Annotated in this window: 17 protein-coding genes and 1 riboswitch; of the genes, 1 reads left to right on the top strand and 16 read right to left on the bottom strand. The window is 58.3% G+C overall.

What is annotated here, in order from left to right:
- Positions 1 to 45: 45 nt before the first annotated feature.
- From ACFSR7_RS30050 to ACFSR7_RS30040, 3 genes are all read right to left on the bottom strand, one after another.
- Positions 46 to 6,312, bottom strand: coding sequence for an S-layer homology domain-containing protein (locus ACFSR7_RS30050; protein ID WP_378168019.1), 6,267 nt, complete (start codon positions 6,310 to 6,312; stop codon positions 46 to 48).
- A gap of 218 nt (positions 6,313 to 6,530) precedes the next feature.
- Positions 6,531 to 7,058: a hypothetical protein gene (locus ACFSR7_RS30045; protein WP_378168017.1), complete on the bottom strand. Its 528-nt coding sequence runs from the start codon at positions 7,056 to 7,058 to the stop codon at positions 6,531 to 6,533.
- A 10-nt stretch (positions 7,059 to 7,068) separates the two neighbouring features.
- Positions 7,069 to 7,258: riboswitch (cobalamin riboswitch) on the bottom strand.
- Between the two features lie 336 nt (positions 7,259 to 7,594).
- Positions 7,595 to 7,990: a FixH family protein gene (locus ACFSR7_RS30040; RefSeq protein WP_378168015.1), complete on the bottom strand. Its 396-nt coding sequence runs from the start codon at positions 7,988 to 7,990 to the stop codon at positions 7,595 to 7,597.
- 539 nt (positions 7,991 to 8,529) lie between these two features.
- On the opposite strand from ACFSR7_RS30040, the gene ACFSR7_RS30035 reads away from it, so the two are divergent.
- Complete coding sequence (locus tag ACFSR7_RS30035; RefSeq protein ID WP_378168013.1) at positions 8,530 to 9,777, top strand: glycosyltransferase family 2 protein; 1,248 nt, start codon at positions 8,530 to 8,532, stop codon at positions 9,775 to 9,777.
- Between the two features lie 2 nt (positions 9,778 to 9,779).
- Here ACFSR7_RS30035 and ACFSR7_RS30030 read toward each other — a convergent pair whose 3' ends face one another.
- The 13 genes from ACFSR7_RS30030 to ACFSR7_RS29970 all read right to left on the bottom strand — a co-directional run bounded on the left by ACFSR7_RS30030 (position 9,780) and on the right by ACFSR7_RS29970 (position 26,394).
- Positions 9,780 to 9,980 carry a hypothetical protein gene (locus ACFSR7_RS30030; RefSeq protein ID WP_378168012.1) on the bottom strand — a complete coding sequence of 67 codons (201 nt, stop codon included), beginning with the start codon at positions 9,978 to 9,980 and terminating at the stop codon, positions 9,780 to 9,782.
- A 27-nt stretch (positions 9,981 to 10,007) separates the two neighbouring features.
- The gene (locus tag ACFSR7_RS30025; protein WP_378168210.1) at positions 10,008 to 10,535 is read right to left on the bottom strand and encodes a DUF2642 domain-containing protein; all 528 of its coding nucleotides are present in this window, start codon (positions 10,533 to 10,535) and stop codon (positions 10,008 to 10,010) included.
- A gap of 89 nt (positions 10,536 to 10,624) precedes the next feature.
- On the bottom strand, positions 10,625 to 11,101 hold the full coding sequence (locus ACFSR7_RS30020; protein WP_378168010.1) for a GNAT family N-acetyltransferase: 477 nt from the start codon (positions 11,099 to 11,101) through the stop codon (positions 10,625 to 10,627).
- A 20-nt stretch (positions 11,102 to 11,121) separates the two neighbouring features.
- Positions 11,122 to 12,171: a pseudaminic acid synthase gene (pseI, locus tag ACFSR7_RS30015; RefSeq protein ID WP_378168008.1), complete on the bottom strand. Its 1,050-nt coding sequence runs from the start codon at positions 12,169 to 12,171 to the stop codon at positions 11,122 to 11,124.
- Positions 12,168 to 13,244 (bottom strand): UDP-2,4-diacetamido-2,4,6-trideoxy-beta-L-altropyranose hydrolase, encoded by a 1,077-nt coding sequence (gene pseG, locus ACFSR7_RS30010; RefSeq protein ID WP_378168006.1) that lies wholly within the window; start codon positions 13,242 to 13,244, stop codon positions 12,168 to 12,170. Before pseG ends, pseI begins: the two co-directional genes overlap by 4 nt.
- Before the next feature lies 1 nt (position 13,245).
- A complete protein-coding gene (locus ACFSR7_RS30005; RefSeq protein ID WP_378168004.1) occupies positions 13,246 to 13,977 on the bottom strand; it encodes a cytidylyltransferase domain-containing protein in 732 nt (243 codons plus the stop codon).
- Positions 13,974 to 15,209, bottom strand: a complete 1,236-nt coding sequence (gene pseC / locus ACFSR7_RS30000; protein WP_378168002.1) for a UDP-4-amino-4,6-dideoxy-N-acetyl-beta-L-altrosamine transaminase — start codon at positions 15,207 to 15,209, stop codon at positions 13,974 to 13,976. The genes ACFSR7_RS30005 and pseC overlap by 4 nt, the downstream gene beginning before the upstream one ends.
- On the bottom strand, positions 15,190 to 17,046 hold the full coding sequence (locus ACFSR7_RS29995; RefSeq protein ID WP_378168000.1) for a hypothetical protein: 1,857 nt from the start codon (positions 17,044 to 17,046) through the stop codon (positions 15,190 to 15,192). The genes pseC and ACFSR7_RS29995 overlap by 20 nt, the downstream gene beginning before the upstream one ends.
- Positions 17,043 to 17,822 (bottom strand): glycosyltransferase family 2 protein, encoded by a 780-nt coding sequence (locus ACFSR7_RS29990; protein ID WP_378167998.1) that lies wholly within the window; start codon positions 17,820 to 17,822, stop codon positions 17,043 to 17,045. The genes ACFSR7_RS29995 and ACFSR7_RS29990 overlap by 4 nt, the downstream gene beginning before the upstream one ends.
- Positions 17,823 to 17,980: 158 nt before the next feature.
- The gene (locus tag ACFSR7_RS29985; protein WP_378167996.1) at positions 17,981 to 19,075 is read right to left on the bottom strand and encodes an SGNH/GDSL hydrolase family protein; all 1,095 of its coding nucleotides are present in this window, start codon (positions 19,073 to 19,075) and stop codon (positions 17,981 to 17,983) included.
- Positions 19,076 to 19,084: 9 nt separating this feature from the next.
- On the bottom strand, positions 19,085 to 21,280 hold the full coding sequence (locus ACFSR7_RS29980) for a glycoside hydrolase family 36 protein (RefSeq protein WP_378167995.1): 2,196 nt from the start codon (positions 21,278 to 21,280) through the stop codon (positions 19,085 to 19,087).
- Between the two features lie 3 nt (positions 21,281 to 21,283).
- Positions 21,284 to 24,235, bottom strand: coding sequence for a glycosyl hydrolase (locus ACFSR7_RS29975; RefSeq protein WP_378167993.1), 2,952 nt, complete (start codon positions 24,233 to 24,235; stop codon positions 21,284 to 21,286).
- A complete protein-coding gene (locus ACFSR7_RS29970; RefSeq protein ID WP_378167991.1) occupies positions 24,232 to 26,394 on the bottom strand; it encodes an alpha-L-rhamnosidase C-terminal domain-containing protein in 2,163 nt (720 codons plus the stop codon). Before ACFSR7_RS29970 ends, ACFSR7_RS29975 begins: the two co-directional genes overlap by 4 nt.
- Positions 26,395 to 26,415 lie beyond the last annotated feature (21 nt).

The following is a 26,415-nucleotide window of genomic DNA, read 5'->3' as shown; positions in this document are numbered from 1 at the left end:
CAGCCCCTGAGGTGATCAAGGACTGCTCCATTTTGCATCGACCGATTATTTGGCTTTTTCGACGATCAACGCCAGCATCTTGGCCGCTTCCGCCCGGGTCGCTTGGGCGCCCGGTTCGAATTTGCCCCCGCCCTTGCCCGCTACGATCCCCGCCTGTTGCAACGCGTTCACGGCGCCTTCGGCATAATCTGCGATCCGCGACTGATCTGCAAACGCAGCTTGAGCTTGCGTATTCGTCAGCTTCAAGCCTTTGTAAGATAAATAGCGAGAGAGCATCGTGACCAGATCCTGACGCGTAATTCGCTCGCTTGGCGCGAACTTCGCCGCGTCTTTGCCTTTCGTGACGCCCAACTTGCTCGCCCAGGCCGCATAAGCTGCGTACCACGAGGTCGCCGGGACATCCGCGAAGGAAGTGTCCGCTGCAGGCTTCGCATCGCCGCTCAGCCGGAACAGCATGGCCGCGAACTCCGCGCGCGTCACGGATCTGTCCGGGGCGAACTTGCCGTTACCGACGCCTTCCATAATGCCCCTGGACGCGAGAGATTCGATATAGGCGCTCGCCCAATGCGTATTCGGCACGTCTACGAACGATTGTACTGAATTGCTGGCTAAAGCGATAGCGAATTTGGAAAAATGATCGGTCGTGAACCAGATGCCGGACTGCTGCGGGTCATAAGCAGCGCCGGACATTTCGACCGCTTCTCCGTTGTCGGGCAGATACGCGACGGTCAGGTTGGCAGCGCGCTCGCCGTTCTGAAGCTTGTAAGGCAGCAGCGCCCGTACCGTTCCGCCGTCAAATGACTTGATCTGTTTGTCGCCGGCAGCCAGAATAAGATCGAAGACCGGGCGATCGCCGACGATCGCCGACTGCCGATCCGTCAGATCCGCGCTCTTCAGCAGCCGCATCGACACGACGGCGTCCTGACCGCCGGCATTTGCGCCGATAGTCGACAAGGCCTTGGCATCGATGACGAACGAGCCTGCGGCCGTCTGGATGGACAGCGTCGTTTGCTTTCTGCCAGCCAGCTTCGCAAGCGCGTCCTTGGACAGGGTCAATGCGAAACTGGTCGATCCTTCCGGCACATCGATGCCGATGACGACGCCGGATCCCGCCGTATCCTTGAGCTTGCTCAGATCGCTCAGGAACGCTTCGAGCTTCGCGCCCGCAAGCGTCGCCGTGGCGGTACCGTCTTCCCCTTTTGTCGCGGTAAGCTCTGTCTTTTTGGTCAGTTCCCCGGCATTCGCTCCGGTATCGCCGCCGGTATTTTCGCCAAGCCATGGCTCGGCGCCTTCCTCGTAGCGGTAATCGTCGGTGTAGTGCCAGACGACGTTCTGGCCGTTCGACAGCACGTATTGCGCCAGACCGATCTGCGGATGCGTGCCGTTCACGGTATACATCCAGCCCGAGTACTGGCCGTTCGTGAATTCGGACATCCATACGCCACCCGGGGACTGAATGGAAGAAATGTAGTTGCCTCCGAAAGAATTGACGTATGCCAATCCTGCTTCGGTCAAAGCTTTGTCAAACAGATCGAGGACCGTAGAACCCGCAGGCAGCGTATAGCGCTTTGGCGCGATCCAGCTCTCCATCTTGTCCGGATTGTTCTTGTAAACGAGCAGCGGTCCGGCGCCGTCGTGCTTCGGCATGCCAAGCAGCGAAAATGTCGCCGTGATCGTGCCGTTGTCCGCAGGACCGGCCTCGCGATGAACCGTAAGCGTCGATGTCTCGGTCTGCTCGCCCAGCTTCGCTACGATGCTTATCGTCGTTGCGCCGACGGCCAGCGCGATCGCCTCGGATTTACCGCCCGCGCTCAGCGGATTGCCATCGACGGTGACGATCGCGCCGGAGACGACGGTCGGCTTGACCTGAATGCTCGTCGTCGTATAGGGAACCGTCACGCTGTACTGGTCCGTCGTATCCTGCGACAACGTAATCTCGGCGCCGGTCCGCTCAGCCTTCAAGGCGGTCAGCAGCCGCTGGACCGGCTTGGCGCCGCTCTTGAGGCGGAGCATGACGATGCTCGGCTCTTTCGTGCCGTTTTGCGTGACGACGCGAATCAGTCTCGGGTGGTCCGCGGTCACTTCATAGGACGTGTCGGTGGACTGCTCGGCGCCGATCTTCTGGTTGTTGAAGTAGATGACGTCGCCGGGCTTGGCGCTGACCTTGGCCTTGACGAACTGCATGTCTCCGACATAGACGTCATAGACCGCTTTGCCCGCCTGGATCGGTACGGACAGATCGTCGTGACCGCTTGCCGTCAGCGTAATCCGCGACGGTGCCTCTGTCTTGCCGGCGACGGCCGTGCCTTTATCCTTACGCAGGACGCTTAACACCTCGGGAGACTTCTCGCCGAGCAGGCCTCCGTCCGTCAGTTGGTTCGTGAAGACTTTGATAAAGCTGATCTCGTCCAGCTTGATCGGCATGCCGTCGTCGTCGACGGCCCAGTCGATGTCAAAGTCGGAATAGCTGCCGACGTACGGATTGCCCTTGACGATCTGGTCGTTTTGCGAGTTGACCGTCGTATCCGCGTAGCCGAATCCGACTTTGAGCGTATTGATGTTGACCCCGGTGAAGGTCATTTTCTCCGGGTCGTACCGGTCCTTGGCCGCATTTCCTTCAAATAGGTAATTCTTGGAATTCGGATAATAGATTTGCTTGTGAAAAGTGTTGTAAGTGATGACGCCGATATTCCCTTTGTTGTCCGACCACGGCACGTTCTGTCCGATGTTCGGCGTGAAGCCCGGATCCGGATTCGTATACGTAACGCTGTAATTCCAATCCGTCTTGTCTTCGTAATGCTCGCTTCCCGCGAGATTGAACCAGCGATCGGGCTTGCCGTCCCGGTCCTTGTCCTGCGCGACCATGACGCCGGCCGGTTCGTTGTTGCCGATGAACGGGTTGCCCTGAACCATAAAGTCTACGCCATACGCATTGTTCGGACCATTCTTGATCGGCTCGTCGAACTGGTACGAGACATATCCGCCGAACGAACCGAGCGATACGCCCGGACTGCCGGTCCCGGACTGGTTGATCTCCTCGTCCGTCGCGTAGATGCTCGTATCCCAGCCTTCTCCCCAGCCGAAGCCCGTCGCGGTTCCCGTTACGGTCTGGCTTAGCTCGTTGACGAATTGGCCCGGCGCGGGCATGATCTCGTACGTTCTGCTCGGTGCGGTCGGATGCCTGAAGCGGATTGTCTGCGTGTATTCGTTATTTTTGTCGGCGTGAACGCCATCCCAGATCCGAACCTTTGCAGGCAGGGCCGTATCGAGTCCTTCGGCCGTTACGGTGCCGATGCCGCTGATCGTATAGTCGCCCTGCGTGACCGTCAATGTCGCTTCCGGATCTTCAGCCGTATACGTCACGCCGTAAGTTGCCGTCCCCCGATCCGCGATTCCGATCTGCGAGAGCCTGGTCGCGCGCATCATGCCTGCGGGAACGATGCTCGAATCCGTGAAGCGAACGGATTTCAGGTTAAAGTTTTTGCCTTCCTCGCGCGTAATTTTAAACGTGTATATTTTTTCGCTCGCACCGACCGTGCCTTTCAGCCGGACGATGTTCTCCCCGACCGTCAGCGGCACGATCGCCTTGGCGTTGATGACTTGCGGAATTGTCGTAAATTCGCCGCTGCCTTGGCTCCAGCTCATGACGATATCGTTGGAGGGAACCGTAGGGAGCAGCACGATCTTGTCCATGTTGTAATTCACGTTCACGTAGTAATTCAGTTCGCTCTCGACAAAGGCAGTCGTTGACTTGCCCTCTACGCGAAGAACGCCTTCGCCCGACTTGAAGCCGACATCGGTACCCGACGCCGTCGTCACGTTGCTAAAGCTGGCTGCGGCCGGCTTTTGCTTAGGCACGATGTACGTATACGTCTTATTCTCCGCGTTGATTCCCGGAGGCGCGTGAACGATAACTTCGATATAGGTCGTATCGATGGTCGACACGACTTGATCGCCGACCTTAATCGGATAAGAATAGCCGCCGACATGCGGGATATTGTATTCGCCGGCCGTCTTGCGATCGGCAATCGTATTCGTCTTGTTTACGACGATGCTGTAAGTCGATCCGCCGTTCGGATACAGCAGCTCGGGCTTCAAGTAGATCGAAGCGACCCGCAGTTGATTGGCGTCGAGCTGCGACTGGTCCGAAGTGACCAGCCAGGTATCGTCGTTCGTCAGCGTGAGATCGGCTGTCGGCACCACGGAAACGCCGCCCCAGCCCGTCGCGGGATCGATCTTGCGAACGCCGACCTGATAAGCGGGAATGAACGCTCCCGTCGTGTTCTTGGCTTGAACATTGCCCTTGTACAGCAATGTCGCATTCGAGGCGGTCGGCGGCATCGCCGCGCGCACGATTCGGTAGGCGTACCGGCTGTTCGAGAAGCGATTTGCCGCGGTGACGTCGAATGAAAGATCCTGCGTATACTCCCGCGACAGGTCCGTCATGTTTGTAGACAAATTCATGACGCGTTGGGAGTCCCCAAAGCTGGAAGTCGCGCCGTCGGGAATGCGCAGCAGGCTTGCCGTCACCTTGTTCTGCTCGGCGCCCGCCGGCAAGCGGATCAGCCAAAGCTTGGAATCGGCGGCATCCTGAACCGGAACGAGAGCGTTGCCTTGGGCGTCTTGGAACTTCAAATCGGCCGGCGTTACCGTCGTATCGCTGGACACGCCGACCGTTTTCTCCCGGTAGACGTTCAGGATCCCGTATGCAGTCCAATCCGAATCGCCGATGGCCTTCGTCTCAAACAGCAGGTAGTTGAAGCCCTTATCGAGCGATACCGTTCCCGTAGCGAACTGCTTGCCGTCCGGTCCGATCGTTCCGTCGATATAGGAGCCGAGGCTGCCATCCTTGTTAATCTTGCGGACGCGCAAGCCATCGACCGCATTAAGCATGCTGCCCTGTACGCGTACCGCAGAGATCTCGTTGGCGATGAGCGATTGGTACACGTGATTGTAGTCGCCCATCAGCATGACGTCGCCATCCGTAAAGCTGTAATAACCGCCGTTGTTGGATATCGCCGTATACTTGGAGCTGTCCAGCTCTTTGCCTCTGCCGTCCTGGAATTTGGACAGCTTCGGCAAAGCTTGCTCCTGCGTGCCTTTATAAAGTAATAGGACGTAATAAGACTTTGTCGTGCTGTTATCCGCCGACGTTACGTCAATGCGATGATAGCCGTAATGACTCGTATTCATATGGCCTACGGAAGGATCGAGTTTGCCTTCGAACCACCCTGTGTCGTCTACGCTAACGCTCTGGCCGTCTACCTTCGCCTTCGCGCCTATCGGAACGACGCCGGAGATGCCTACGCCGTTGATGTTGCTCAATCCGGACGTCGCACGCATGAAATAAACGGTGTCGTCATCGTCGAACAGCGCGCTGGCTCCCGTGTAGGTAGGCTGAGCGTTCGCCTGATACATCGCCGTTCGCAGGTCGGAGAGCGCCGTAGATGTGTCATCCTTGACGATAATCATGCTCTGGGGCGCATTCGTTTTGTAAACCGCGCCTTCGACGGACACCTCCGTATTCGCAGTAACGACGTATTGCCCAGGCTTCTCGAAGTGAAGCGTGACCTGCCCGTCGGCGTCCGTCGTTTGTTCCAGGCTCGTGAACGCGCCCAGGTAATCCGTGCCGCGAAGTCCGGTCGTCCCGATCTCCGCGCCGGCAATGGCGCGCGCAGCGTCAGCGCCTTCAGTCGAAGACAAGTCATAGCCTTTTAGCTGCAAGACGACGGGTTCGTTCGGCGCCACGACGATCCGACCCGCATAGGTACCGCCCGCTTGATCCTCGAACCAGCTGTACAGGTTGTTGACCGAGCTTCTTACCCATAGGAACGACACCTCGTCCCCGTTATGAACGACGGTCGTATCCAATTTGTCGAGGCCGATCCGAGTGCCGTTCAATAGCGCGTAGAACGTGTTCGCGCTCGGCTGCTCGTAAGCGCCCGCGACCTGCTTCAATACGCCGTCTTCAAAAACCAGCCGATAATATTTCGTGCTCTTCAGATCCTCGCCGTACACGTCGTATACGGCACGGGCCAGCGCATCGAACATCGTCGCGCTGCCTGCATTGGCCGTCAAGCCGGCGGATTCGTAGCCAAGCGATCGTGCAAATCCGGGCTCGATCGTGCCGAGCGTGCGCGCGGTCTGAATGCCGAGATCGTAATAGGCGGGGCTGTTTAAGCCGTAGTGAATCGTGGCCGGGCCTGCCGGAGGCGCGTCCTCCGCTTCCACAAGCTTAAACGGAACGGAAGTTATGAATATAGCCATAGCCAATACAAAAGAAAATAAAGACCTCATTGTCTTTTTTCGCACATGATTACTCCTCTTCATACGTTTTTACTAAAATTTATGATTCTGTGACGGTCTTTTTTGGTTTACCGGATACCCACAACGCGATTCGCGCGGAACGCTTATCGGTGGCTCACCCGACAGCCGTTCCGGTGGTTCATCCGACCGCTGTTCCGTTGGCTCATCCGACAGCAGCTTCGATAAGTTGGGCGATCGTCGCCCGCGTCGTTCTTTAGCCGCAACTACAAAACCTGCAAATATACATCTTTTAGGGCCGTTGTCGCCCCTTTCGGCCTAAATTCCTGCAAATATGCAGTTATTTTCGCCTTCAAGCCCCATTTCTGGCTTATACTTTGAATTTGCCTGCATATTTGCAGGTTTTTCATCGGGTGTGTCGGGGCGACCGAAAATACCTGTATAAATGCAGGTTTGGAGGCCCGCCCAAACTCCGAAAGCTCCGCCACGCCAAAAGCACACTCGCCTTCCTCGAATCGCTCGTCCACGCTCGCCCGTCCACGCTCGTCCGTCCACGCTCGTCCGTCCACGAATCGCCCATCCACGCTCGCCCGTCCACGCCGCCCGCCCATCCACGAATCGCCCGTCCACGCCGCCCGCCCATCCTCGAATCGCTCGTCCTCGAATCGCTCGTTCACGCTCGCCCGCCCACAAATCGCCGCATCAAAAAGCCCTTGATTCCTGAGAATCAAGGGCTGCCTGTCGCTGCCGTGACCGATTGAGGCAGACAACAAAAAAAGCACCGCCTCCATCATCCGTAGAGTCTGTGAACAACAAGTCAAGGCAGGTCTCCTGGCTATGCGTCATCGCTCCGCTAGTCCTTCCCGGCTTGCGCCAGTGGCACTTCTAGCGTCGCTCTTCATTTACAGTGGCGGGACCGCGCCGGATTTTCACCGGACTTCCCTTTTAAGCAATGCCAAAAAGTAGACATTGCACCTTGACTTGGTCTATTCAATTATTACGATCATATACGCATGTACCCTGTTTGTCTATGCTGCGTTAAGACGCTGACTTATGTCTCTAGTTTGCTTGATTCATTTAAATGCTAAAAAGGAACAATAAACAAAAGCGCGCTTATCTAAACAAAAAGCAGTTTAGTCCGTCGTTCCGGACCAAGCTGCTTTTTTTCTTTGCCTGCTTATGCTTCTAAAATAGGCTTTTTTCGTATGCTCGTAAGCTCAAAGGCTTCTTTAGGTTTTCCTTCATCAACATAGCATCGCATCGCCGTATCAAATCCGAAAATAGGATGTCCACACAGCCTGCTAATATGCAAAAAGAGGAAAATGGCGTTTTAGCCGCCGACCTTCAATTGCTTCGTAAACGCAAAATGATCGTTTGGGTACATCAAATGAATCGTAATCGTGTAATCGCCGGCTGAAGGAAAGGTGTGACTGGACGAATAGCTGTCCCCTTCTTTAACGGCATCGATCAGACTCGGCAGATCGTTTTTGGAGTTGATCTGAAACTGAACCTTGGCTTCCTCGGCCGCAAATTTCTTATTATCAATCGTGGCGATCAGCTTGGTTGCTTGTCCCGCCGCGGGGGGCGACGGCTCGCTAGTCAGCGTAACCTCCGAAAACTTCAGCGTTTGCTGCTTCCCCGACGCCCCGCACCCGGCCAGCATTAACAGAAAGGCAATAGCTGCTACTATGCTTAGCGCACGCAGCGAATTTCCGTAAGCCTTCATTTCCTGTTCCCCTTCCGTAAGTCGCACATGTCCTGAGATCATCCATCATACGCTGTCCACTCAGCATAAACAAATTGCCCCTGCGTCAAATGACCAAAAAGGGCTAGAACTTCTTTTATAAAAGAGTCCAATTAAAAGAGTTCAAAAAATGTCCATATCAAGCATCAAGACATCATGATTCCGACTACGATCCAAACAAGATACCAAATCAAAAGAGGTGATAATAACAGGATAATAACAGCAATCAAGATGAGGGTCGGCCAATGAGGCTTAGGCATACGTATTGGATTTTTTACAGTTTGTTGACCACTATAACAAGAAGCACACTTTTGGTACGGATTCATTTGGCGGCATCGGAGGCAAATCGGTATTCCGCAATGCGTGCAACAGGCCACTGCGACCCATTCAGGATGTCGATAACATTGCATGGGAACCTCTGTCGTTTTTATTAAATATTAGCATGGTCCGCGAACCTTTTATAGGCGAAATTCATATGTATGAGCAATAATGGTTCAGCGCGGAAGGGGCGATGGGACGCGATGCTGGTCTTCATCCTCAATCCGGATCATCGGGCGCTCCCGCCAAGGCTCACGCAAAACGATGTCCTGAGTGCCTTTCCGCTCTGGCGATGCGAGATCGTGGAAGGCGCAATCGGCGAACGAATGAACGCCATCCTGGACGGTTATAACGCCCCCTTTTTCCTTACGCTGCTCGCTGGCGAACGGTTGAACGCCGGCTGCCTGGCAGGCTTACGGACGCTCGGCGATCAGTTGGACGACGAAACCGCATGCCTGTGTCCGAGCGTCGCCCCCGACCGTCGCGGTCCCGTCGTATGGCGCACTTCGGCCGTTCAAGAAAACGACGGTTTCGCCGATTGCGACTGGCTGCCTTTTCAATCGCTGGTTCTAATCGACATGATGAACCGGCTTTCTCAAGGCTGGCGAATAGCCGAGCTGCCCGCAGCATTATGGCAGCCGGGCGTTTATCCCCGACCGGCTGCCTGGCGCAAAGCGCCGGAGATGCGCGAGCGGATCGCGCCGCTGCTACGAAGCCGCCCGGTCCCGTCTTTATCCGCCGGAACGCCGTTTTTTTCCGTCGCGCTATGCGCTTACAATGCTGCCGCCACCTTGTGCTGGTCCATTCGCAGCGTGCTCGCGCAAGCGGATGGAGACTGGGAGCTATTTGTGGTGAACGACGGATCAGACGACGAAACGGCGGCGCTGCTGACACGGCTTCCCGATGACCCGCGCATCCGAATTTTGACCCATGCCCGCAATCAAGGGAAAGTGCGCTGCCTGAACGAGGCGCTGGCCGCATCGCGAGGACGCTGGCTGCTGGAGCTGGATGCGGACGATTGGCTCGCGGACGATTGTCTGACGCAATTTCGAAAACAGATCGCCGATTCGGAAAAACCTTGCGGCTTATGGTACGCAGATCACGACGAATGGCTGGAGCGCCCTGAGGGCGAACCGCTTTTTCGCCGAACCGCGAAGGCCATGACCGAATTCGACGAAACTAAGCTTCTGGAAGCTGCCTCCCCTCTCGCCCCTCGCTTATACAGGACGGAAGCGCTGAGACGGCTGGGGGGCTGGTGGGAGCACGGTTTGTTCGACGGCCGGCTGTATGAGGATTTTCAAATGATCGTCCGTCTGGCCCGCCTATACCCGGTCCGTCGCATCCCTGCCGCCCTCTACCATCGCCGGCTGCGGGCCGACAGCGTCACGCGCACGAATCTGGATGGATACGCGGCTTGGAAAAGCTGGTTCGAGCATGCGGTCCGAAAATAAGGTTAAGGCAGAATCCGAATATAGTGAATTTTGGACGAGACGACTTCGACGGTGCCCGACACCTGCGTATATGAATTTTCGACGGCTTGAACAACCAGCGTGCCGGGCGTGACGTCGAGGAGAACGCCGGAGATGAATTGACTCTCCTGGTATACCTCGATGTGACTTCCGACGATCATAGACAACCTCGCTGTAAAATGCACGTTCTTCCCGCCTCCTCCGATCTATTTTCAGACTATGGAAATGATGCTGACGACCCGCACGATCACGATCGTGCCGCCGGGCTCCCGGATCTCCGCATAATCTTCGCCGACGGCAACCAGCGTGCCGAGCACGGTGCCGGACGGCGTCTCGACCGTGATCGAGCTGCCGATACGCGCCTGCAGCATCGGAAGAATCGCTTGCTCAGCCGCCGTCAGGTCGGCTACGCGCGTCTCCAGCACGTTAATGACGCTGTTCGCGCCGGCCGCCTGATTCTGGAGCGTGTTGACGTCGTTGCGGATCTGATTCACGAACGCCACGATCGACGCCGTGCTTTCCGTCAGCCCTTTTAAGCTGGCGGACATCGCATCGATCAACGGACGCAGATCCGTACGCTCCGCGTCTGCCTTGCGTCTCGAACGTCTCGGCGAAGCCGCACCGGTCTTATTTTTTTTGCGCTTGCAAGCTTTGCTGCACGAAGCAGCGAGCTTCGAGCGATTTCGCCGAAGCTTGGACGTCGGACAACCCGCTTTGACGGCGGCCATACGGGAGACCATGCGGTTCACCATCCCTTTTCCTGGTTTCATGCACAATATGTCGCGGCGAGGCTGCAGTCGACGTTTCGGCTGTAAAACGATGAAAATGCCTAACCGTCAGACGACCAGCCAGACGACCAGTCATTGACGTCCTGCGGAGGCTGCAGTGTCATAATGCAAGTTTCCAGCTTGTATCCCGCCTTCGCGAACGCCTTCCGGGAATATAAATTGTCTCCCTTGATCCGCGCCTCGATCGTCACGCTTCCGAAGCGCGACTGGCATTGCTCTGCAGCCAGACGCAGCATGCGCGGTCCGGCGCCTTTGCCGCGTTCGGAAGCGGCCAGGGCGATGCTGATGACGACTGTGCCTTCGGAGATACGGTCCAGGCGAAAAACGCCGATCGGACGATCGTCCTCCATCGCAATGCGAAGCAATCTGTCCGGGTCGGACAGGCAGCCTTCCAGCCATCGGACATGCGCGTTCCAATCCAGCGGCTTGTCGTCAAAAGACCGTTCCCGCACCGACCGATCGTTGCGCCATTCGAACAACAAAGCGGCGTCGGCCGCCGTCGCTTCCCGGATTCGCATGGACGTCCCCTCCTCCGCGTTCAGATCATCTCCCATCCGATCGGCGTGCCTCTTGGTATCGGCTTGCTTGCGTTTTTGCCGATCAGCGTATCGTAATGCTTGGGCGCGAGACCGTATCCAGGCCGGATGATCGCAATATTAGCCTTGCCGAACCGCTCTCCTACGGCAATGTCCTTGACTGCGTAAATCGACCTGCGAAACCGCAGCGAATCCCGCTCGTCGGCCGAAGGTCCGTACGAGACCCGGCCAATCGCGCTGGACGCGTCCCGACAAGCCGCCGTCAACTGCTTCAGCTCGGCCGGCTCCATGGAAAACGCGGCGTCTACGCCGCCTTCGGCGCGGGACAGCGTGAAGTGCTTTTCGATGACGGACGCGCCTAGCGCTACGCTTGCCACCGCAGCCGCCAAGCCGAGCGTATGATCGGACAGGCCGACAGGACAATCGAACAGCCGCTGCATATGCGGAATGGTAGCCAGGTTGGCGCGATCCACGGGCGCCGGGTAGCTGCTGGTGCATTTGAGCAGCACGATCTGGCCGGAGCCGGCCTCCCGGCAAGCCGTCACCGCTTCGTCCACCTCGGCAAGCGTCGCCATCCCGGTAGACAGGATGACCGGCTTGCCGGTCGAAGCGGCTTTGCGGATCAGCGGCAGATCGGTGATCTCGAAGGAAGCGATCTTATAGCACGGAGCGTCCAGCGACTGCAAAAAGTCCACTGCAGACGCGTCGAACGGCGAACTGAAAACGACAAGCCCAAGCTTGCGGCCGTATTCGAAGATCGCCGGATGCCACGCCCAAGGCGTGCTCGCTTGCCGGTATAGTTCGTACAAGCTTTTGCCGCCCCACAGCCCTTCCCCGTCCGGAATCGCGAAGGCATCCGAGCGAATATCCAGCGTCATCGTATCTGCGGTATAGGTTTGCAGCTTGAGTGCGTGGGCGCCGGCCTTGGCGGCTTCCTCCACGATCTTGAGCGCGCGGTCGAGCGATTGGTTATGGTTGCCCGACATCTCCGCAATAATAAAAGGCGCCGCATCGTCTCCGACGCGCAAGCCCCCGATCTCGACGGCATTCAATCCGCTTCCCTCCCTCTATCGTCAGTAAGCACAGCCATGAGTCTCGGCCATTCTGCGCTGCGTCCGGCCATCGCGCGGCTGGCGCGCTCGGACATCTCGGCAACCTGCGCCGGCTGTGCAAGCAGCCGTCGAAGCGCGATCCCGATATCCGCAGTGGAGACTTCGTCATGCCGTCCCAGGTACACCGCGGCGCCGCGGTGTCCGAGATAACGCGCACCGGCCTCCTGGTTGTCGGCGGCGGTGACGATGAGCGCCGGCAGCGCCAGACAGCAGCGCTCCCACGCCGATACGCCTGCGGCGCCGATCGCAAGATCGGCGCCTGCCATGAGCGCCGGCATGGCGCCGGACCACTCGTGAACGCGAATGCCCGGCAGTCGGTCGCGGTAGGCGCGAATGTCCGGCGCGTGAGCGCTTCCCGATCCGATGACGACGTCGGCTTGAAGCGCTGCGAAGGCCGGATCCGTCAGCGCTTCGAGCGTCCGTCCCGTCAGGTTGACGGCATCGCCGCCGCCGAAGCCGACGAGCAGCCGGCGAATTCGGCCGTCCCGGATCCGCGATCCGGCCTCCTCGAATGCCCTGCGCAGCAGCGCGAAGCCTGGACCGAGAAAGGTGGCGCAATGCCCGGGCACGTGCGCCTTTTGCGTAAAAGCAGATGCGTCGTCATAGACATTGGCATTCAGCAGCAGATCGCAATCGTGTCTTCTGTCCGTCCAATCGTCGATGACCGCGATGCGGCGTGCATAAGGCCTCATCCGACGCTCCCACGCTTCTCCCAAGTCGTAATGATCTACGAGCAGCCAATCAATCGGTCCGAAACGGGCGAGCAAGCCGGTTGTCTCGATCGCATCCGACTCCCGCGCGTCTTCGCCAGCCTCCATGCCAAGCAGCGACACGGAAAATCCATTTTCCTCAATCAGCTCCTTCATTAAATCCGGCAGGATGCGGCATACAAAGCGGCACTCCAATCCAGCCCCCCGCATCCGCTCCGCCAAAGCCAGACACCGCATCACATGTCCGGTGCCGATCGTGACCGACGCGTCCGCGCGGATAAACACCTTCCCCGCCCGTCCCATTTCAGTTGTCCTTTTGCGCAATATGCGCATTGATCGATAGCCATGACGGGTTGCGGTCGAGCAGCGCGAGCACGTCCGATGTGCCGAAATGGGGCTGCTGCGAGTACAAGGCTGCCAGAATTCGCGAGACCAGCTCGAAATCCTCGGTGGTATCCACGGTCCAGCGATGCTCATGCAAATCGCGCGTTCCCGGCACGTTCAACAATCTGAACCGGTCAGGATGCCGGTACATGTAGCGAGTGACATGCTCGCGCTCGGCGGCGTGCTTTGCCTCTCGCGCTGTCCGCTGCAAGGCTTCCGCCGAAAAAACCTCGGTATCCAGCCCTCTCGGATCGGTGCGGACCAGCGTATTCGAGGCATAGTCGACAGGCGAGGAGCGGTCGAGAAAAGCGGACGCCACGCGGTCGATCACCGCCGGATCGATCAACGGACAATCCCCGGTCAAGCGGACGATCGCATCCGCTTGGCACGCCTTCGCCGCCTCGGCATATCGCCCAAGCACATCGGCTTCGTCCCCGCGCATGCAGCGATACCCAAGCTTTCGGCACAGTGCCGCGATCGGGTCGTCCGCCGATTCCCGCGTCGTCGCCACGACGATCTCGTCGACTCGCGTCGCGCGCGAGACGCGCTCAAGCTCGTGCTGCAGCAGCGGCAAGCCTGCCGCCCGCATTAGAACCTTGCCCGGCAAACGCGTTGAGCCCATCCGGGCCTGGAGGATGGCCGCAGTTCTCATGGCTGCTTCTCCTTGTCGTCCGCCGGGCAGCTATAATGCTGCAGCACCTTGTTCACGGCCTGGATGACGTCGCGCACATCCCGCTTCGACATTTTGGGGAACAGCGGGAGCGTCAGAATCTCATCGTACAGTCGTTCCGCACGAGGACACAGTCCCGGCTCGTAGCCCAAGTTTCTATAGTAAGGATGTAAATAAACCGGCAAGTAATGGACGTTCGTGCCAACATTCTCCCGGCGCAGCGCCTCGTAAACGTCGCCCCGGTCGGCGCGAAGCGTTCCCGTATTCAGGCGAACGGCATACAGATGCCAGGCCGACCGGGCAAACGGCTCTTGACAAGGCAGCGTCAGCTCCTTGGTCCCCGCAAAAGCTTCGTCGTACATCGCAGCGTACCGGCGCCGGCGTTCCAGGAAGCGATCCGCCTTCCGCAGCTGGCTGATGCCGAGCGCCGCCTGCAGGTCGGTCATCCGATAATTGTAGCCGAGCTGCTGCATCTCGTAATGCCAGCCGCCGGGCTGCCGCTCCAGCTTGCGGGGATCGCGGGTGATGCCGTGCGTCCGAAACGCGAGGAGCCGTTCGTAAAAATCTGGATTGTCCGTCGTCACGGCGCCGCCCTCGCCGGTGGTGATCGACTTTACCGGATGAAAGCTGAACGCCGTCATGTCCCCGATGCCGCCGATACGCTTCCCGCGGTACCTCGCGCCAAGCGCGTGCGCCGCGTCCTCGATAACGATAAGACCATGCCGCTTCGCCAGGGCACTCAGCGCGCCAAGATCGGCCGGCTGTCCGGCATAGTGGACGGGGAGCAGCGCCTTCGTCTTGGGCGTAATTCGCTGCTCGACGGCTGCCGGATCGATATTCCAGGTCCGCTCGTCGATATCGGCGAAAACGGGCATGCCGCCTCGGAACAGGACGGCGTTGGCGCTGGCGGCGAACGTCAGGGGCGCGGTGACGACCTCGTCGCCCGGGCCGATGCCGGCCGCGTAGCAAGCCGCGTGCAGCGCGGCCGTGCCGTTCGAGAAGGAGACCGCATGCCTGGCGCCGACGTACTCGGCAAGCTTCGCCTCGAAGGCGTCGACCGACGGACCGGTCGTCAGAAAATCGCTCTTCAATACGTTGACGACGGCTCTGATATCGTCTCTGCCGATCCATTGGCGTCCGTAAGGGAGCCACTTTTTCCGAACAGGACGGCCGCCGGCGACGGCTGACAGCTCCTTAGGGTTGATGTCGTTCACCTTCTCGCATGAAGATTGGCAGGCCGGTCGGGATGCGGCTCAGCCATCTGTCGTCCGCTTCGAGGACTGGCGCGGCCGAGGCTGCGTCGGTCCATGGAACGACCCGGCGCTTAAGGCCGTCCTCAAGCGCGAATACAACCGGTCCCGTCCCCCGGACCAATAGTCCTTGCATCTCCAGCTTTGCCGGGATGAACCGAGTCGGTGCCGGTGCAGGCGTATCGTTTTCGCCGATCGGTTCGCCTGCCGGGATCCGCTCCGCCAACCGCTCGTCGAAGCGCATCACTTCGTCCCACCGCCGACCTGACGCTTGAAAAGCGCGCGCCGACACAAACGGATGCAGGCGGCCGCCGCGAATTACGCCCGGCATCCGATCGCCTGCCTGGAGCAGCATGCCCTCGGGAAATAACGCATGAACGCGTGTCGACTGCTCGCCCGTCAGCTCCGCGATCAGCCGCTCCAACTGCTCCCCCGCCAGCTTGAGCGGATAGGCGCGCCGGATAAAGCGCCGGATCCGCTGCATGAGCGCGGCCGCTGCGGCAGGAGCGCCGAGCACGCGCGCGGCGAGCTCGGCCAGCACTTCCGGCTTTGTCGAAATGTACGGTGCCATGGCGTTATAATAGGCATACCTTTTCCGTCCCTCCGGATTTCTGAAGATCAGAACCGGTTTGCCGGACAGCATCGCTTCCAGCCCGACCGTCGAATTTTCCACGATGACCAGGTCGACTTCGGACAATTCATCGTATAGATCCGTCTCGGCGGGCACCAGCTCGACCGACGGCAGCTCCGCTGCGAGCGCTTCGTAATCGCCCAGCAAGCCTTTCTTGATCTCCCACGGATGCGCACGAATCCGTATGCGCGCGTTCCTGAGCCTAGCAATGAGCAGCCGCGCCGCTTCGATCCACAAAGGCCGGTTCGTCGCAGGCTGCGTCACCATGAGCACGCGGGTTTGCCGCTGCGAACGTCCGCTCTCCGCCGAGCCGCCCGGCTGCCTGCGATCGCGGACTCTCGTGAAAATGTCGTCATAACGCGGATGGCCCGTAATTCGCACCGATCCGTGCGGCACGCCTCTCGCCGCATACCATTCCGCCTCGTATTTTCCGTATACCGCCTGTACGGTCGCAAAAACGGGGAGAAAAGCCTCTTCTCCCATAATGACGCCGTGCTGCATGCACACAGACGGGATGCCAAGCTTCCCGCCTGCCAGCGCAAGCGCCCGGCTCGTCAAATCCTCGGTCGTCCCGACCAAAATGCAGGAAACCGGATTCGATTCGAGCATTCGCTCCGTCGCATCCAGCGTTTGGACGATTCGCGGCGTTTCCTTGAGCAGCTTGTCGCGGAAGCGTGCATCTCCGAAGACGGGATGATCCGCCATATCGTCCAGGATCGAGGCGACCTGCCGGGCGATCCGCCCCGTCTCTGCGGACATATCCTTTTCGTAATGGCTGAGCGTCACGACCGGAATGCCAAAATACGGCTTGCCGCGCGACAGGAGCAGCGTGCGCTGCGGATCGAAATGCTCCAAAAACACGCGCGGCGGGAACCTGTGGTACGTACCGTTGATTAAAACCTTGCCGCCTTCGTCCTTGCGCAGCTTCGCGCGATCGCGAAACAAAGAGATATAACGCTCGAACACCGGCTGAATCTCGGCGTTTTTCAGGCTTCCGTTCCGAAGATGCGATTGAAAATCGGGGCGCTCCATCCGCGTTCGCATATCGTCGGTCAAATATTGATAAAAATTGATCAGGAGCGGAACAGGGATCCTCCGGAATACAACCGCTCCGAAGGCGTCGGCAAAATCGGCGAACAACGACCAGTAATGACGCAAATACAGGCTCATCGGCCGGCCTCCGATTGCCGTCTGCGCAAGTCTTCGCGAAGCTCCCTGCATTCCCGCTGCGGCGGGAGCAGCTCGACCAATCTCGACTTGTCCTTCGAGAAAAGCTGGCTATGAAAGGACTGATCCGTCATGTAATTATCGTCCAGCACTTCGTTCAAGGGGTAAAACGGCCAAAATTGATTCAGCCTCCAAAAAAAACGGGCGTCGCCGATCCGGTAAAATGCCGGATTCTCGTCCCAATACGTCCCCCACCGCTCGAAAATCGGCTGCAAGATGGACCGCCGATGCATGACGGAGCAATGATCCACCGCGCAAGGCGCCAGCCAGGTCAATTTGCCGGCGGGCCGGTGCACCGCTTTTTCGACCGTACCGTCCGCGCGAACTCGTGTAGTGATGGAAGCGGAGTAGACGATTTGAGCGTCGGCGCGTTCATCCAGATAACCGGACATTTTCGCAAGCCGCGCAGGACGGTAGACATTGTCGTCCGTCGCGTACGTCACATAATCGCCCTCACACATGCCAAGCGCTTTATTAATCGCTACGGCGTAGCGTACGGCGGATGCCCGCTCTTCGACCGACAGCGGATCGCTGCGGACATATCGGATGCGCGAATCGCGCAAATACGGGGCGATAACGCGTGTCGTCGCCTCGTCGGAGTGATCGTCCATGAGCAGCAGCTCCCAATCCGCATGCGTCTGGTCCAGCACGCCCTGAATGGCTTTTCCGATATAATCCGGCTTGTTGTAGCTGGTCATAATCACGGATACCTTGCCCATTGTGGCGCCCCCTTGCGGACGGGCAACGGCCCTTCCAACCTTGTCGGGTACAGGATATTCAAGGCAAAGAGCGTTGGTTACGCGGCCGGAGACCGCAAAAAACCAGCACGGCTGCCCAAAAATCGAATGGGCGCCGGCTGGTTCTGAACTTTCTATACCTAAGAGTCCGTCTCGCTACCTTTTTCCCCCATGATTAAAGCGATCAGGACCTGGGCGTAGCAGCGAATCAGGAAATCGTTCGGATGGTTGACGTTATTGCCGGTCAGATCGGCGTAATTTTTGTACTTTAGCAGCTCCCCGTGAACCGCCGTCATGTCGGCGACCGCAGCTTTGCCGCCGCTTGCCCCCGCAAGATCCCGCAATACAGCGGCGTACTCCGATTGCTTTCCCGAGAAATAAGTATCCGGATTCGCCAGCATCGGTGCGATCAGAATAAATTCCGCGGCGCCGTTCGCAGCCTCCACGCGCTTCATGATCGCCGAGATGTTGGCGGCATAGCGGTCAGGCGCGACCTTGCTCGTGCCGTCGTTCATGCCGAAGGCGATGATGGCGAGATCGGGTGCCATGTCTTCCAATACCCGGTCTACGATCTGCAGCCCGCCCTCGCTGGTAATGCCGCCGACAGAGCCATTTTTATACGCGATTTTCGACCCGTAGGCTTCTTCCAGCATTGCGCAGACCTGATCGCCCCATGGCGGCATAAAGGGAGCTGCGCCGGTTTTTCCGCTTGCATTGGCGCCTTCCGCGATGCTGTCCCCGAATACGAGCAGATTGAGCGGCTCGGCGTTCGCCAGTTTGGCGGCCGTTCGTTCGGGACATGCAGTCTCAGGTGCGGCAAGCGCGCGATCCCCGCCGGGTTTGCGGCATTTGTAGCTGACAACGACCTGCTTGTCGTGGAAAAAGTGTCCTTCCGAAAACAGGCTGTATCCGCCGCCCACTCTCTCCTGCACCCATCCCTCCCGGTTCTCCTCCGGGAATATTTCCTCGATGCGGGTAATCGGAACGCGCGAGTGGGGAGGGAACCACAGTCGGCCGTCTTCTACGACCCAATCCGTTCCTTCCTCGTACACCGTGTCCAATCTGGCATTGCTTACTTCCACGATCTCCTCCGGCGTGTACAGCATTCGGCCTTCGATCCTTTCCCCCTCTCCCCTAGAGATAGGCAGAATAGGCTCGTACAGCATGAAATCCCCGGTCCAAAAGGGCTTCGTCAGCTCTTTTAAGCGAGCGGTCTCGATTCGTTTCTCTGGCATGGCGTCCTCCTAATCGATGTCGAAGCGAACCTCGAACAGCCGAGCTTGATAGGTTTTCGGAAAACGTACCGTAAGCAGCCCTTTGTTGGCACTATAAGTGGCTTCGACGTCTTGATCCTCCTGCGGATAGATGAGATTGACGGTCGCCTTGCAACCCCGCCAGCGCGCAAGCGGAATCGTATGATATTCGGCACCGCTTCCGATTCTCCATACGGATAGCAGAATGCGTTTCCGGTCGGGCGATGCCAAGCCTACGGAATTCCAGCTGTCCGTGTCGTTTATACGCTTAAAGCCTAGCGGCCAGATCGGATGAGATCCGCCGATAAAAGCTCTTTCCTTTTTATACAACGCTACCGCATCTGCAATCAACCGGCGATTATTCTCGTCGGCCAGGTGAAGATGCCCGGATACATAAAGACTGCCGCACAAACCGTTAACCATATTAAATATCGTTTGTTCCCCGTCTTCCATTTCTTTCAAATACCGGTATTCCTTTAATTTCCCAGGAAAAGCGAGATCGGCATGCAAAAGCGGGTACGGATATGCCCATATCCCCAGCTGCTCCGGCAAGACGGCGGCGAGACTGCCCCCGATGATCGAAGGATATTTGCGGTAATCCTCCTGATCGCTGGAGCTTTGCAGATGAAAATGGGACAGCGCCTCGTAATCCGCACGCATGCCGCCGGATGCGCAGTTTTCCAATATCAGCTGCGGATGCCGCGATTTGACCTGGCCGATAAAATCGTAGAAATCCCGCATCGCCTGCTGCAGGCCGGCCGCTGCCGCTCTTCCGCCCGTGTCGTCGCCCGTTCCGATGCAAAGATTATAGTCGTTTTTGATATATTGTACGCCCATCCGTACGAGACGATCGATGACCCCATGCATATAAGCGCGCACGTCGGGGTTGCTGAATTGAAGAAACCAGCGCGGTCCTCCGCCTGCGCGAATGCCGTAACGCCGGATGAACCAGTCGTCCGGCTTGGCGGCTAACGCGGCATCCTCGCCGCATACCTCCATCTCGAGCCATAAGCCCGGCTTCATCCCATGCTTGGAGATATAAGCAAGGAAGGCTTCAAGCCCTTCTTCGCCGAACCGGTTGCGGCTTGGCCGCCAATCGCCCAGCCCGCTGCCCCAGGATGCGCCGAGATCGCCGAACCAGCCGGCGTCGATGCAGAAATATTCGCAGCCCGCGGCGGCAGCCGCTTCGACGAGCGGCACAAGCTTCTCCTTGGACGGATCGCCCCACAGCGCGTTCATGTAGTCATTGTAGACGACAGGTGCCGCAGGCACGGTCCCATTCGTCGACCGCGTCAAATATCTCCGATATCCCGTCAATTCTCTGACGGCATCCGTAAAATCCCCGTTGCAGCAGCCAAAGGCAGCCGGAACCGCCTCGTACTTTTCGCCGGGCGCCAGCTCCAAGCTCCATCCGCCGTACCGCTCGTCGGCGCCGTCCGCATGAATAAAGATTGCTCCGCTGTCGTCGCTCCAGGAGCCGCGGTGGCCGATCTCGAAATGCCAGTCCGCGGACGTCTCGATCTGCCAATACCACGCCTTTCCCGTTTCTAGGTCCTCCAGTACAGCCATCGGAAGCAGTTTCCCCGTGCTCCAGCTTCCCACGGACGAGAAGTGAGCGGCAGCCGCGCTCGGATGCGTCGACGTGGGGTATAGCCCCAGCTCCTCCAGATCTCCCGATCGCCACTGCCCCTCTCCGTTCCACGTTTGACGGCAATAATGGACGCGTATTTTGTTCTTGTCATGCCAAGGCAGGCCGCCGTCGCTCGCGACACCCTGCACGCACATCGATGAGACATGCGTCAGGACGACCGGCAGCTCGCCTTCGTTCGTGACGACCGTCGACTGCCGGATGACCGCCGTACCCGGAATAAATCGCAGCTCCGTCTCTACCTTGAGACCGAGCTGCTCATGCTTGTAAGCCATCGCCAGCTTCTCTTCGTCGGAGGTCCAGGACAGCAGCTTCATTTCGAGCGGAAGCCTCGTCAGTCCGGCGATCAGCGCGGGCGAATGGCCGTAAGGGACGCCGGCGACCGCCAGTTCGAAGTTTGGAAAAGGAATCGCGGGAACCTTCGTATTAAGCTTGCTTTCGGTATTGAACGTATGTTGCATGCGTCCGTTTTCCGTATCCGTAAAGCCAATCGCCATGCCGGCATGCTCGATCGTCAAGCGCTGCGGTTTGTCGGTCATTCCCTAATCTCCCCTGTAGACGATTTCCAGTTCGCCGATCGCCAATGGCTTCAGCACGTAGCGGTCGGTCCATCGGGACTGGTCAAAGAAATGGGACGGCGTCAAAAAGTTAAAGGCTTCGTCGTCCGCAAGATGATGCGGTCCGATCAGGTTCCGCAGAGAGCCGCTCATCACCAATGTAAACCGGCGGCCTTTGCCTGTCCACAGGTCTGTCAAGTCCCACTCCCATGGCTCCCAAGCGCGCGCACCGCAAAAGGCATCGTCGGCATACAAGCGAACCGAGCCGGCTTGCGGCCGGGTTAAACGAAGCAGCCATTTTCCCGGCGGCCTCTTCTGGCCCCGGTGGCGTTCCATTTCGTCCAATGAGAAACCGAACGCCATGCTGCCGGCATAGAACGGATAACCTTGCTCGCTCAGATCGCCTGTCGGATCTTTTATCGTATCCCGCGTTTGCTGAATGGACGGTTCGCGCCCATCCTTTAACTTAACGGAAAAATCGCCGATTACATACATGTTTTCCATATGCCCGGTACCTTCCCGATCGCCAAGGCGTACGTCTACTTCGTTGCTGCCTTGTCTGACAAGGCCTGACGGAACCTGATAGCATAGCCAATCCGGATCAAGCCAGGCGGAGCCGTCCGAAGCGAGCGGACAGCCGTTCCATCGTACTTCCAGGGCCAAATGGCGCTCGACGACGACCTGCAGCTGCAGCTCGGGCATAGCTTCGCCGAGTCGAACTTCGGCGCGGAACCGCGTACCCGAGCCTGCGGCTGCACCAGCATGAATCCATTCCGCCAGCGGGAGCAGCGAGGACCAATGCGCTGCATGCTCTTCATAGCGCGAAAAGCGGTCCAATAACAGCACGTTCGGCTGCAGCGGAACAGGTGCAGTATCCTGGGGAATCGAAAAGCGTTCTTCCGCGCTATTTATCGGGTATCCGGCGATACCGTCTTTGTCAGCTTGGGGATTGGCGCCGAGCAGCAGCGTGCCGCGCGGTTCGAAAATCCAATTGGTTTCCGTTCGGTTCCCTTCGATTCGGGCCGGGATCGGAAGAACTTCGCCCGTTTCCGCGTTCCATTCGAATAAATTCGCGGCAAACGCAATTTTGAGCGTAACGCGGATGCGCTTCTTTTCCGACATGCTGGCCAGAAAAAAAAGACGCTCCGAGCCGATGACTCGTTCATGAAGCCAGATGGAGCCGCCGTCCTCTCCCTCCACGACAATCGACTGCGGCACTTGCGCGCTTAATCGATCGATCGAGAAAGGCAGCAGCGGAAGCTGCCGGACTTGATCGGGAATCACCAAAGATTCAGGCATCCCATCGTCACCGCCTCCTTGAGGAGTAAGCGCATCTGTCCCGTCTTCGCACAAAATCGGGAAGCCTAGCTCGGACAGCTGCTCCAGCAGCCGAACCGTCGATTTTCGCAGACGCGTACACGCCGGAATGATAACCGCCTGATAAACGGCTTCCTTGATACGCAATCCATCCTTGGACACCGAGCCGTATTTGTCCAGCAGGTGCTCGTTGCCGTAGTCGAAATTCAGGTGGGCGTCCAGAAGCTGCAGCGACAGCTTCTCCAAAGCGACGTTCAACTCGGAGACAAGCGAATGTGCCAGCGGCGAATACAACTCGAATGCCGATTCGATCGGATGTATGACGAGCACCGGCGCGATTCGCTTCCCGCGCGTGAGCGCATAGCTCATTCTCGCCTGGTAGTCCGTCAGCAAGCGATAGTCGCCCCACCAGGGCTGCTGCGGGCCGAGCGTCGGCGGATAGTCGCGCTTCCCCTCGCCTTCCATCGAATACGGAAGCAGATGCGGACTAAAGAAGTTGATGCCGTGTATCAGATGCCAGTCCGTCATCCACTTTTGTCTGCTCAATTCGAAGCCTTGGCCGGCGCAGGCAAACAGCTCGGACAGCGCCCGCTCTCTGCCGAGCTGGTTCGCGACGCTCGTCACCTGCTTCGCAGACAACACCGTCGTGTAAGGCTGTTCATTTTGTTCCGGACGGCTGACCTGGAAGTAACGGCCCAGATGGTCCATGCCGGGAATATGCATATACTCGTACTGCCGCATCACGTCCCCGACCCATTCCATTTGGTAGACCAGCCTGTCCTCGGCCATGAGATGGCCGGTATACTGAAGGCCGCGGCTGTCGCACCAGTCGTACAGCGCTTTGCTGAACCGCTCCGCGAACAGCTCTACGACGAGCGACCAATAATCGTACCGGACGCTCCGGTAGTCGCCTTCCGGCAAGAATAGCGCATGCAGGCGAGGAAGCAGGCTGTAGCCGTATATATCGAAAAAAAGCGCGTCCAGGCCCGTCGTCCACGGCAGCGCCGGTACGTCGGGATTGAGCCACAGCAAGGCGCAGGCTTCGTCGCTGAAGACGCCCGGAACGGTGCGCCCGAAGCTCGAACCGAACCGCTCCTCGTAATGCCGGTGCGTATGCTCGATAAATGCTTCGGTCACGCGCGCATCGAGCAGATCCACATAAGAAGCGCCTTCAAATCGCGCATCGCCCAGCGGTTGAATCCATTCGTACAAATATTGCGTGGCGCCGTCCGCTTCATATACTTCGAGCAGCCTGCAAATCTCGTCGTCCTCCCGCCGCTCCGGCAGCATCACCAGCGCTTTCGCGCGATACGCTCGCCCCATCGAAGGTATAATGCCGCCGGCGAAGCCGCTCGGCCAGCCCTTTTCGTCGTATATCCATGCCTTCATGCCAAGCCGATCCGCTTCTCCGATACATAGTCGGACGCAGTCGTACCAATCTTCGTCCAGATAACCGGTCTTCAGTCCGTTTCTGGCATGCATGAAGAAGCCGCCGACGCCGGCCTCGCGCATTTGAGCGATTTGCGCCCGCAGACGTTCGAGGGTCAGTTCGCCGTTCCACGACCAGAACGGAACGGGGCGGAATTCGACTGCCGGCTCCTTGAATTCGGATGGATTCATTCCCCATCCCCCCTGGTTACCGGCTGCAAGCGATCGCTTCCGGTACTGTCGACAATCTCAATGCCTTCAGGCGCATCGATCGTGGAAGCCAACGTACCGTCAGCTTGCTTCTCCCACCCGACATGTATAGGTCCCAGAGGCGTGCTAACAGTTCCCTGGCAGCGATTCATGCCCGGCACCGCATGCGGCTGGAAGGCGATCTTGCTGTAGCCGGGCGCAAGCGGCCGAATGCCGAGCAGATGCCGACTCATCCACTGGACGGGCGTGCTCGACCAGCTGTGGCACAGGCTGATCCGATATGAATCGTAAGCCGTGTAGGTCGTCAAGGCATGATGAAAATCGTCTGCCGGCGCAAGCGTAATGCTTTCCCAAAAGGTCGTCGCCCCTTGTTTGAGCATCCGGCCCCATACTCGCTCGACCGCCTCCCAGCCTTGGTCCAGCTTCCCACGGAGCGCAAGTCTTTCGGCCAGCCAATAGGCGGATAACGGCGTTACCGGATCGCTTAAAGCGATGCGGTTCAAGGCGGCTGACTCCTGCGCTTCGCTCACATAGCCGCTCTCGGCGCCGAGCAAGAGTGCGATCAAGGATGAGCCGTTCAAAAATTCGGAGGCGGGAATCGCCGGCAAGGGGTTCTCGGGTACGGGCAGTTCGAGGCCCGGAATCGCTTCGTTCAGTTGACGCACGCTTTTGATCGCCAGCGCGAGTACCGCATGCAGCGTATGCCAGGCATCCGCCTCCGTCATCGGCACCCATTCGATGAATGCCTGATGACGCTGCTTCAAAAATCCCGACGCAGGATCGATATTTTCGATGATCCATCCCATATGCCTGATCAGGTCCGGCTTCATTTCGATCACGAATTCCCGGTCGGCGGTATGCAAGTAATAGTCCCATACGTTAACGAACCACCAGCACGTATAGGCGGGAATGGAATTCATCCAATAACCGTTCGGCGTATCGCCCAGCTCCCGGATCGTACGCTTCAAAACGGAAAAATCGTTCCATAGCACGTAATCGGCTTTGGCGGCCATAAAGAAATCGTAGGTCCAGTTCAAGCGGTCGCGCTTGACGCCGTCCCATAGCCCCGTCTGATGACAGATCCGATTCGTATGCACCGAGGTTTGATAGATCCGGTCGGCGACGGGAAGGTCGGAGCGGAATTGCCCGATCGGCTCGAGCATGACGCCGACCGCTTCGAATGCGATGCGCAGTTTAAACGCTTCTTCCGGCGGGCCGATCATGAAAAATTGCACGTATCGCATGCCCTGGGGCAATATCGTGAAGCTCCCGCCAGGGTCGACTGTGAAGCTCTCGCTGATGCAGCCGACATAATTGTCCAGCTCGGCAATCGATTCCGCACCATTCCATAAGAGCAAGGCCGGCCGATCCGAGTCGTTGTCGACGCGAAACCGCATATTGTATTCGGCATCCATCGCTAGGCGAATCCACGGCCCCTCATCCAGACCTGCTTGCTGCTGAAAGGCGCGCAGTTCGGTCCATTCCTGCTGCTTGCGCAAATGGTAAAAAATATGCCGTTCGTTCCGCTGCATCTCCGGGAGCTGCGTCTCCTTCACATACGTCCCTTTTAACGTTAAAATACCGTCCTCGCCGATTTGCGCGTCTAACCTCGATTGTTCCAACACGTCGCAGGATGTCAAGGCGCTCGTCCCGATGTCGCCGTACCCGCCTCTGACGAACCATGAAGGCGCATTCTCTAGGTCGCCGTAAGGTTCTTCCCCATATACGCAGACGGCTCGGGCAGGCAAGTCTTCGGAGGTCCAGCTCTCGTCCGTCGGCTGCCACACGTTGTTACCTTCCAGGAAGCCGATGCAGCCAACGCGCCGTTCGATCAGATGGACATTAACGTCTACGATCGGCATCGCTTCCTTGCACACGATCTTCCATTCGATCCGATGATGGCCCGGGGCAATCGTTTCAGGTAAACCGATTTCCGTAAACGAAGCGAGATTGCCCGGATGCTCCGGCAACTCTCCTATTATTTGATCGTCTAGAGAGATCACGACATGGCCTGTCGCGGCTAAGTAGAGCTTTCCATTATTTAACGCCGTTTCAACATAGAAGCTTCGCTCCAACGCGACCTGCATGCGATCGCTGCCGGCTTCGTGCCAGATCCACTTCGGTACCGCTTTGTCAGCCACGCCCTTCAGTCCCTTCCATTC

Source organism: Cohnella sp. GCM10020058 (assembly GCF_042683485.1).
GTDB lineage: Bacteria > Bacillota > Bacilli > Paenibacillales > Paenibacillaceae > Cohnella.
Note: the sequence above shows the minus strand (reverse complement) of the source record. Positions and strands in the feature narration are given on the sequence as shown.

What these genes read in the sequence shown, in the direction of transcription:
- ACFSR7_RS30045 (WP_378168017.1), bottom strand. Translation starts at nt 7,058, where the DNA reads ATGATGGAGGCGGTGCTTTTTTTGTTGTCTGCCTCAATCGGTCACGGC.
- ACFSR7_RS30040 (WP_378168015.1), bottom strand. Translation starts at nt 7,990, where the DNA reads ATGAAGGCTTACGGAAATTCGCTGCGTGCGCTAAGCATAGTAGCAGCT.
- ACFSR7_RS30035 (WP_378168013.1), top strand. Translation starts at nt 8,530, where the DNA reads ATGCTGGTCTTCATCCTCAATCCGGATCATCGGGCGCTCCCGCCAAGG.
- ACFSR7_RS30025 (WP_378168210.1), bottom strand. Translation starts at nt 10,535, where the DNA reads ATGGTCTCCCGTATGGCCGCCGTCAAAGCGGGTTGTCCGACGTCCAAG.
- ACFSR7_RS30020 (WP_378168010.1), bottom strand. Translation starts at nt 11,101, where the DNA reads ATGCGAATCCGGGAAGCGACGGCGGCCGACGCCGCTTTGTTGTTCGAA.
- pseG (WP_378168006.1), bottom strand. Translation starts at nt 13,244, where the DNA reads ATGGGACGGGCGGGGAAGGTGTTTATCCGCGCGGACGCGTCGGTCACG.
- ACFSR7_RS30005 (WP_378168004.1), bottom strand. Translation starts at nt 13,977, where the DNA reads ATGAGAACTGCGGCCATCCTCCAGGCCCGGATGGGCTCAACGCGTTTG.
- ACFSR7_RS29995 (WP_378168000.1), bottom strand. Translation starts at nt 17,046, where the DNA reads ATGAGCCTGTATTTGCGTCATTACTGGTCGTTGTTCGCCGATTTTGCC.
- ACFSR7_RS29990 (WP_378167998.1), bottom strand. Translation starts at nt 17,822, where the DNA reads ATGGGCAAGGTATCCGTGATTATGACCAGCTACAACAAGCCGGATTAT.
- ACFSR7_RS29985 (WP_378167996.1), bottom strand. Translation starts at nt 19,075, where the DNA reads ATGCCAGAGAAACGAATCGAGACCGCTCGCTTAAAAGAGCTGACGAAG.
- ACFSR7_RS29980 (WP_378167995.1), bottom strand. Translation starts at nt 21,280, where the DNA reads ATGACCGACAAACCGCAGCGCTTGACGATCGAGCATGCCGGCATGGCG.
- ACFSR7_RS29975 (WP_378167993.1), bottom strand. Translation starts at nt 24,235, where the DNA reads ATGAATCCATCCGAATTCAAGGAGCCGGCAGTCGAATTCCGCCCCGTT.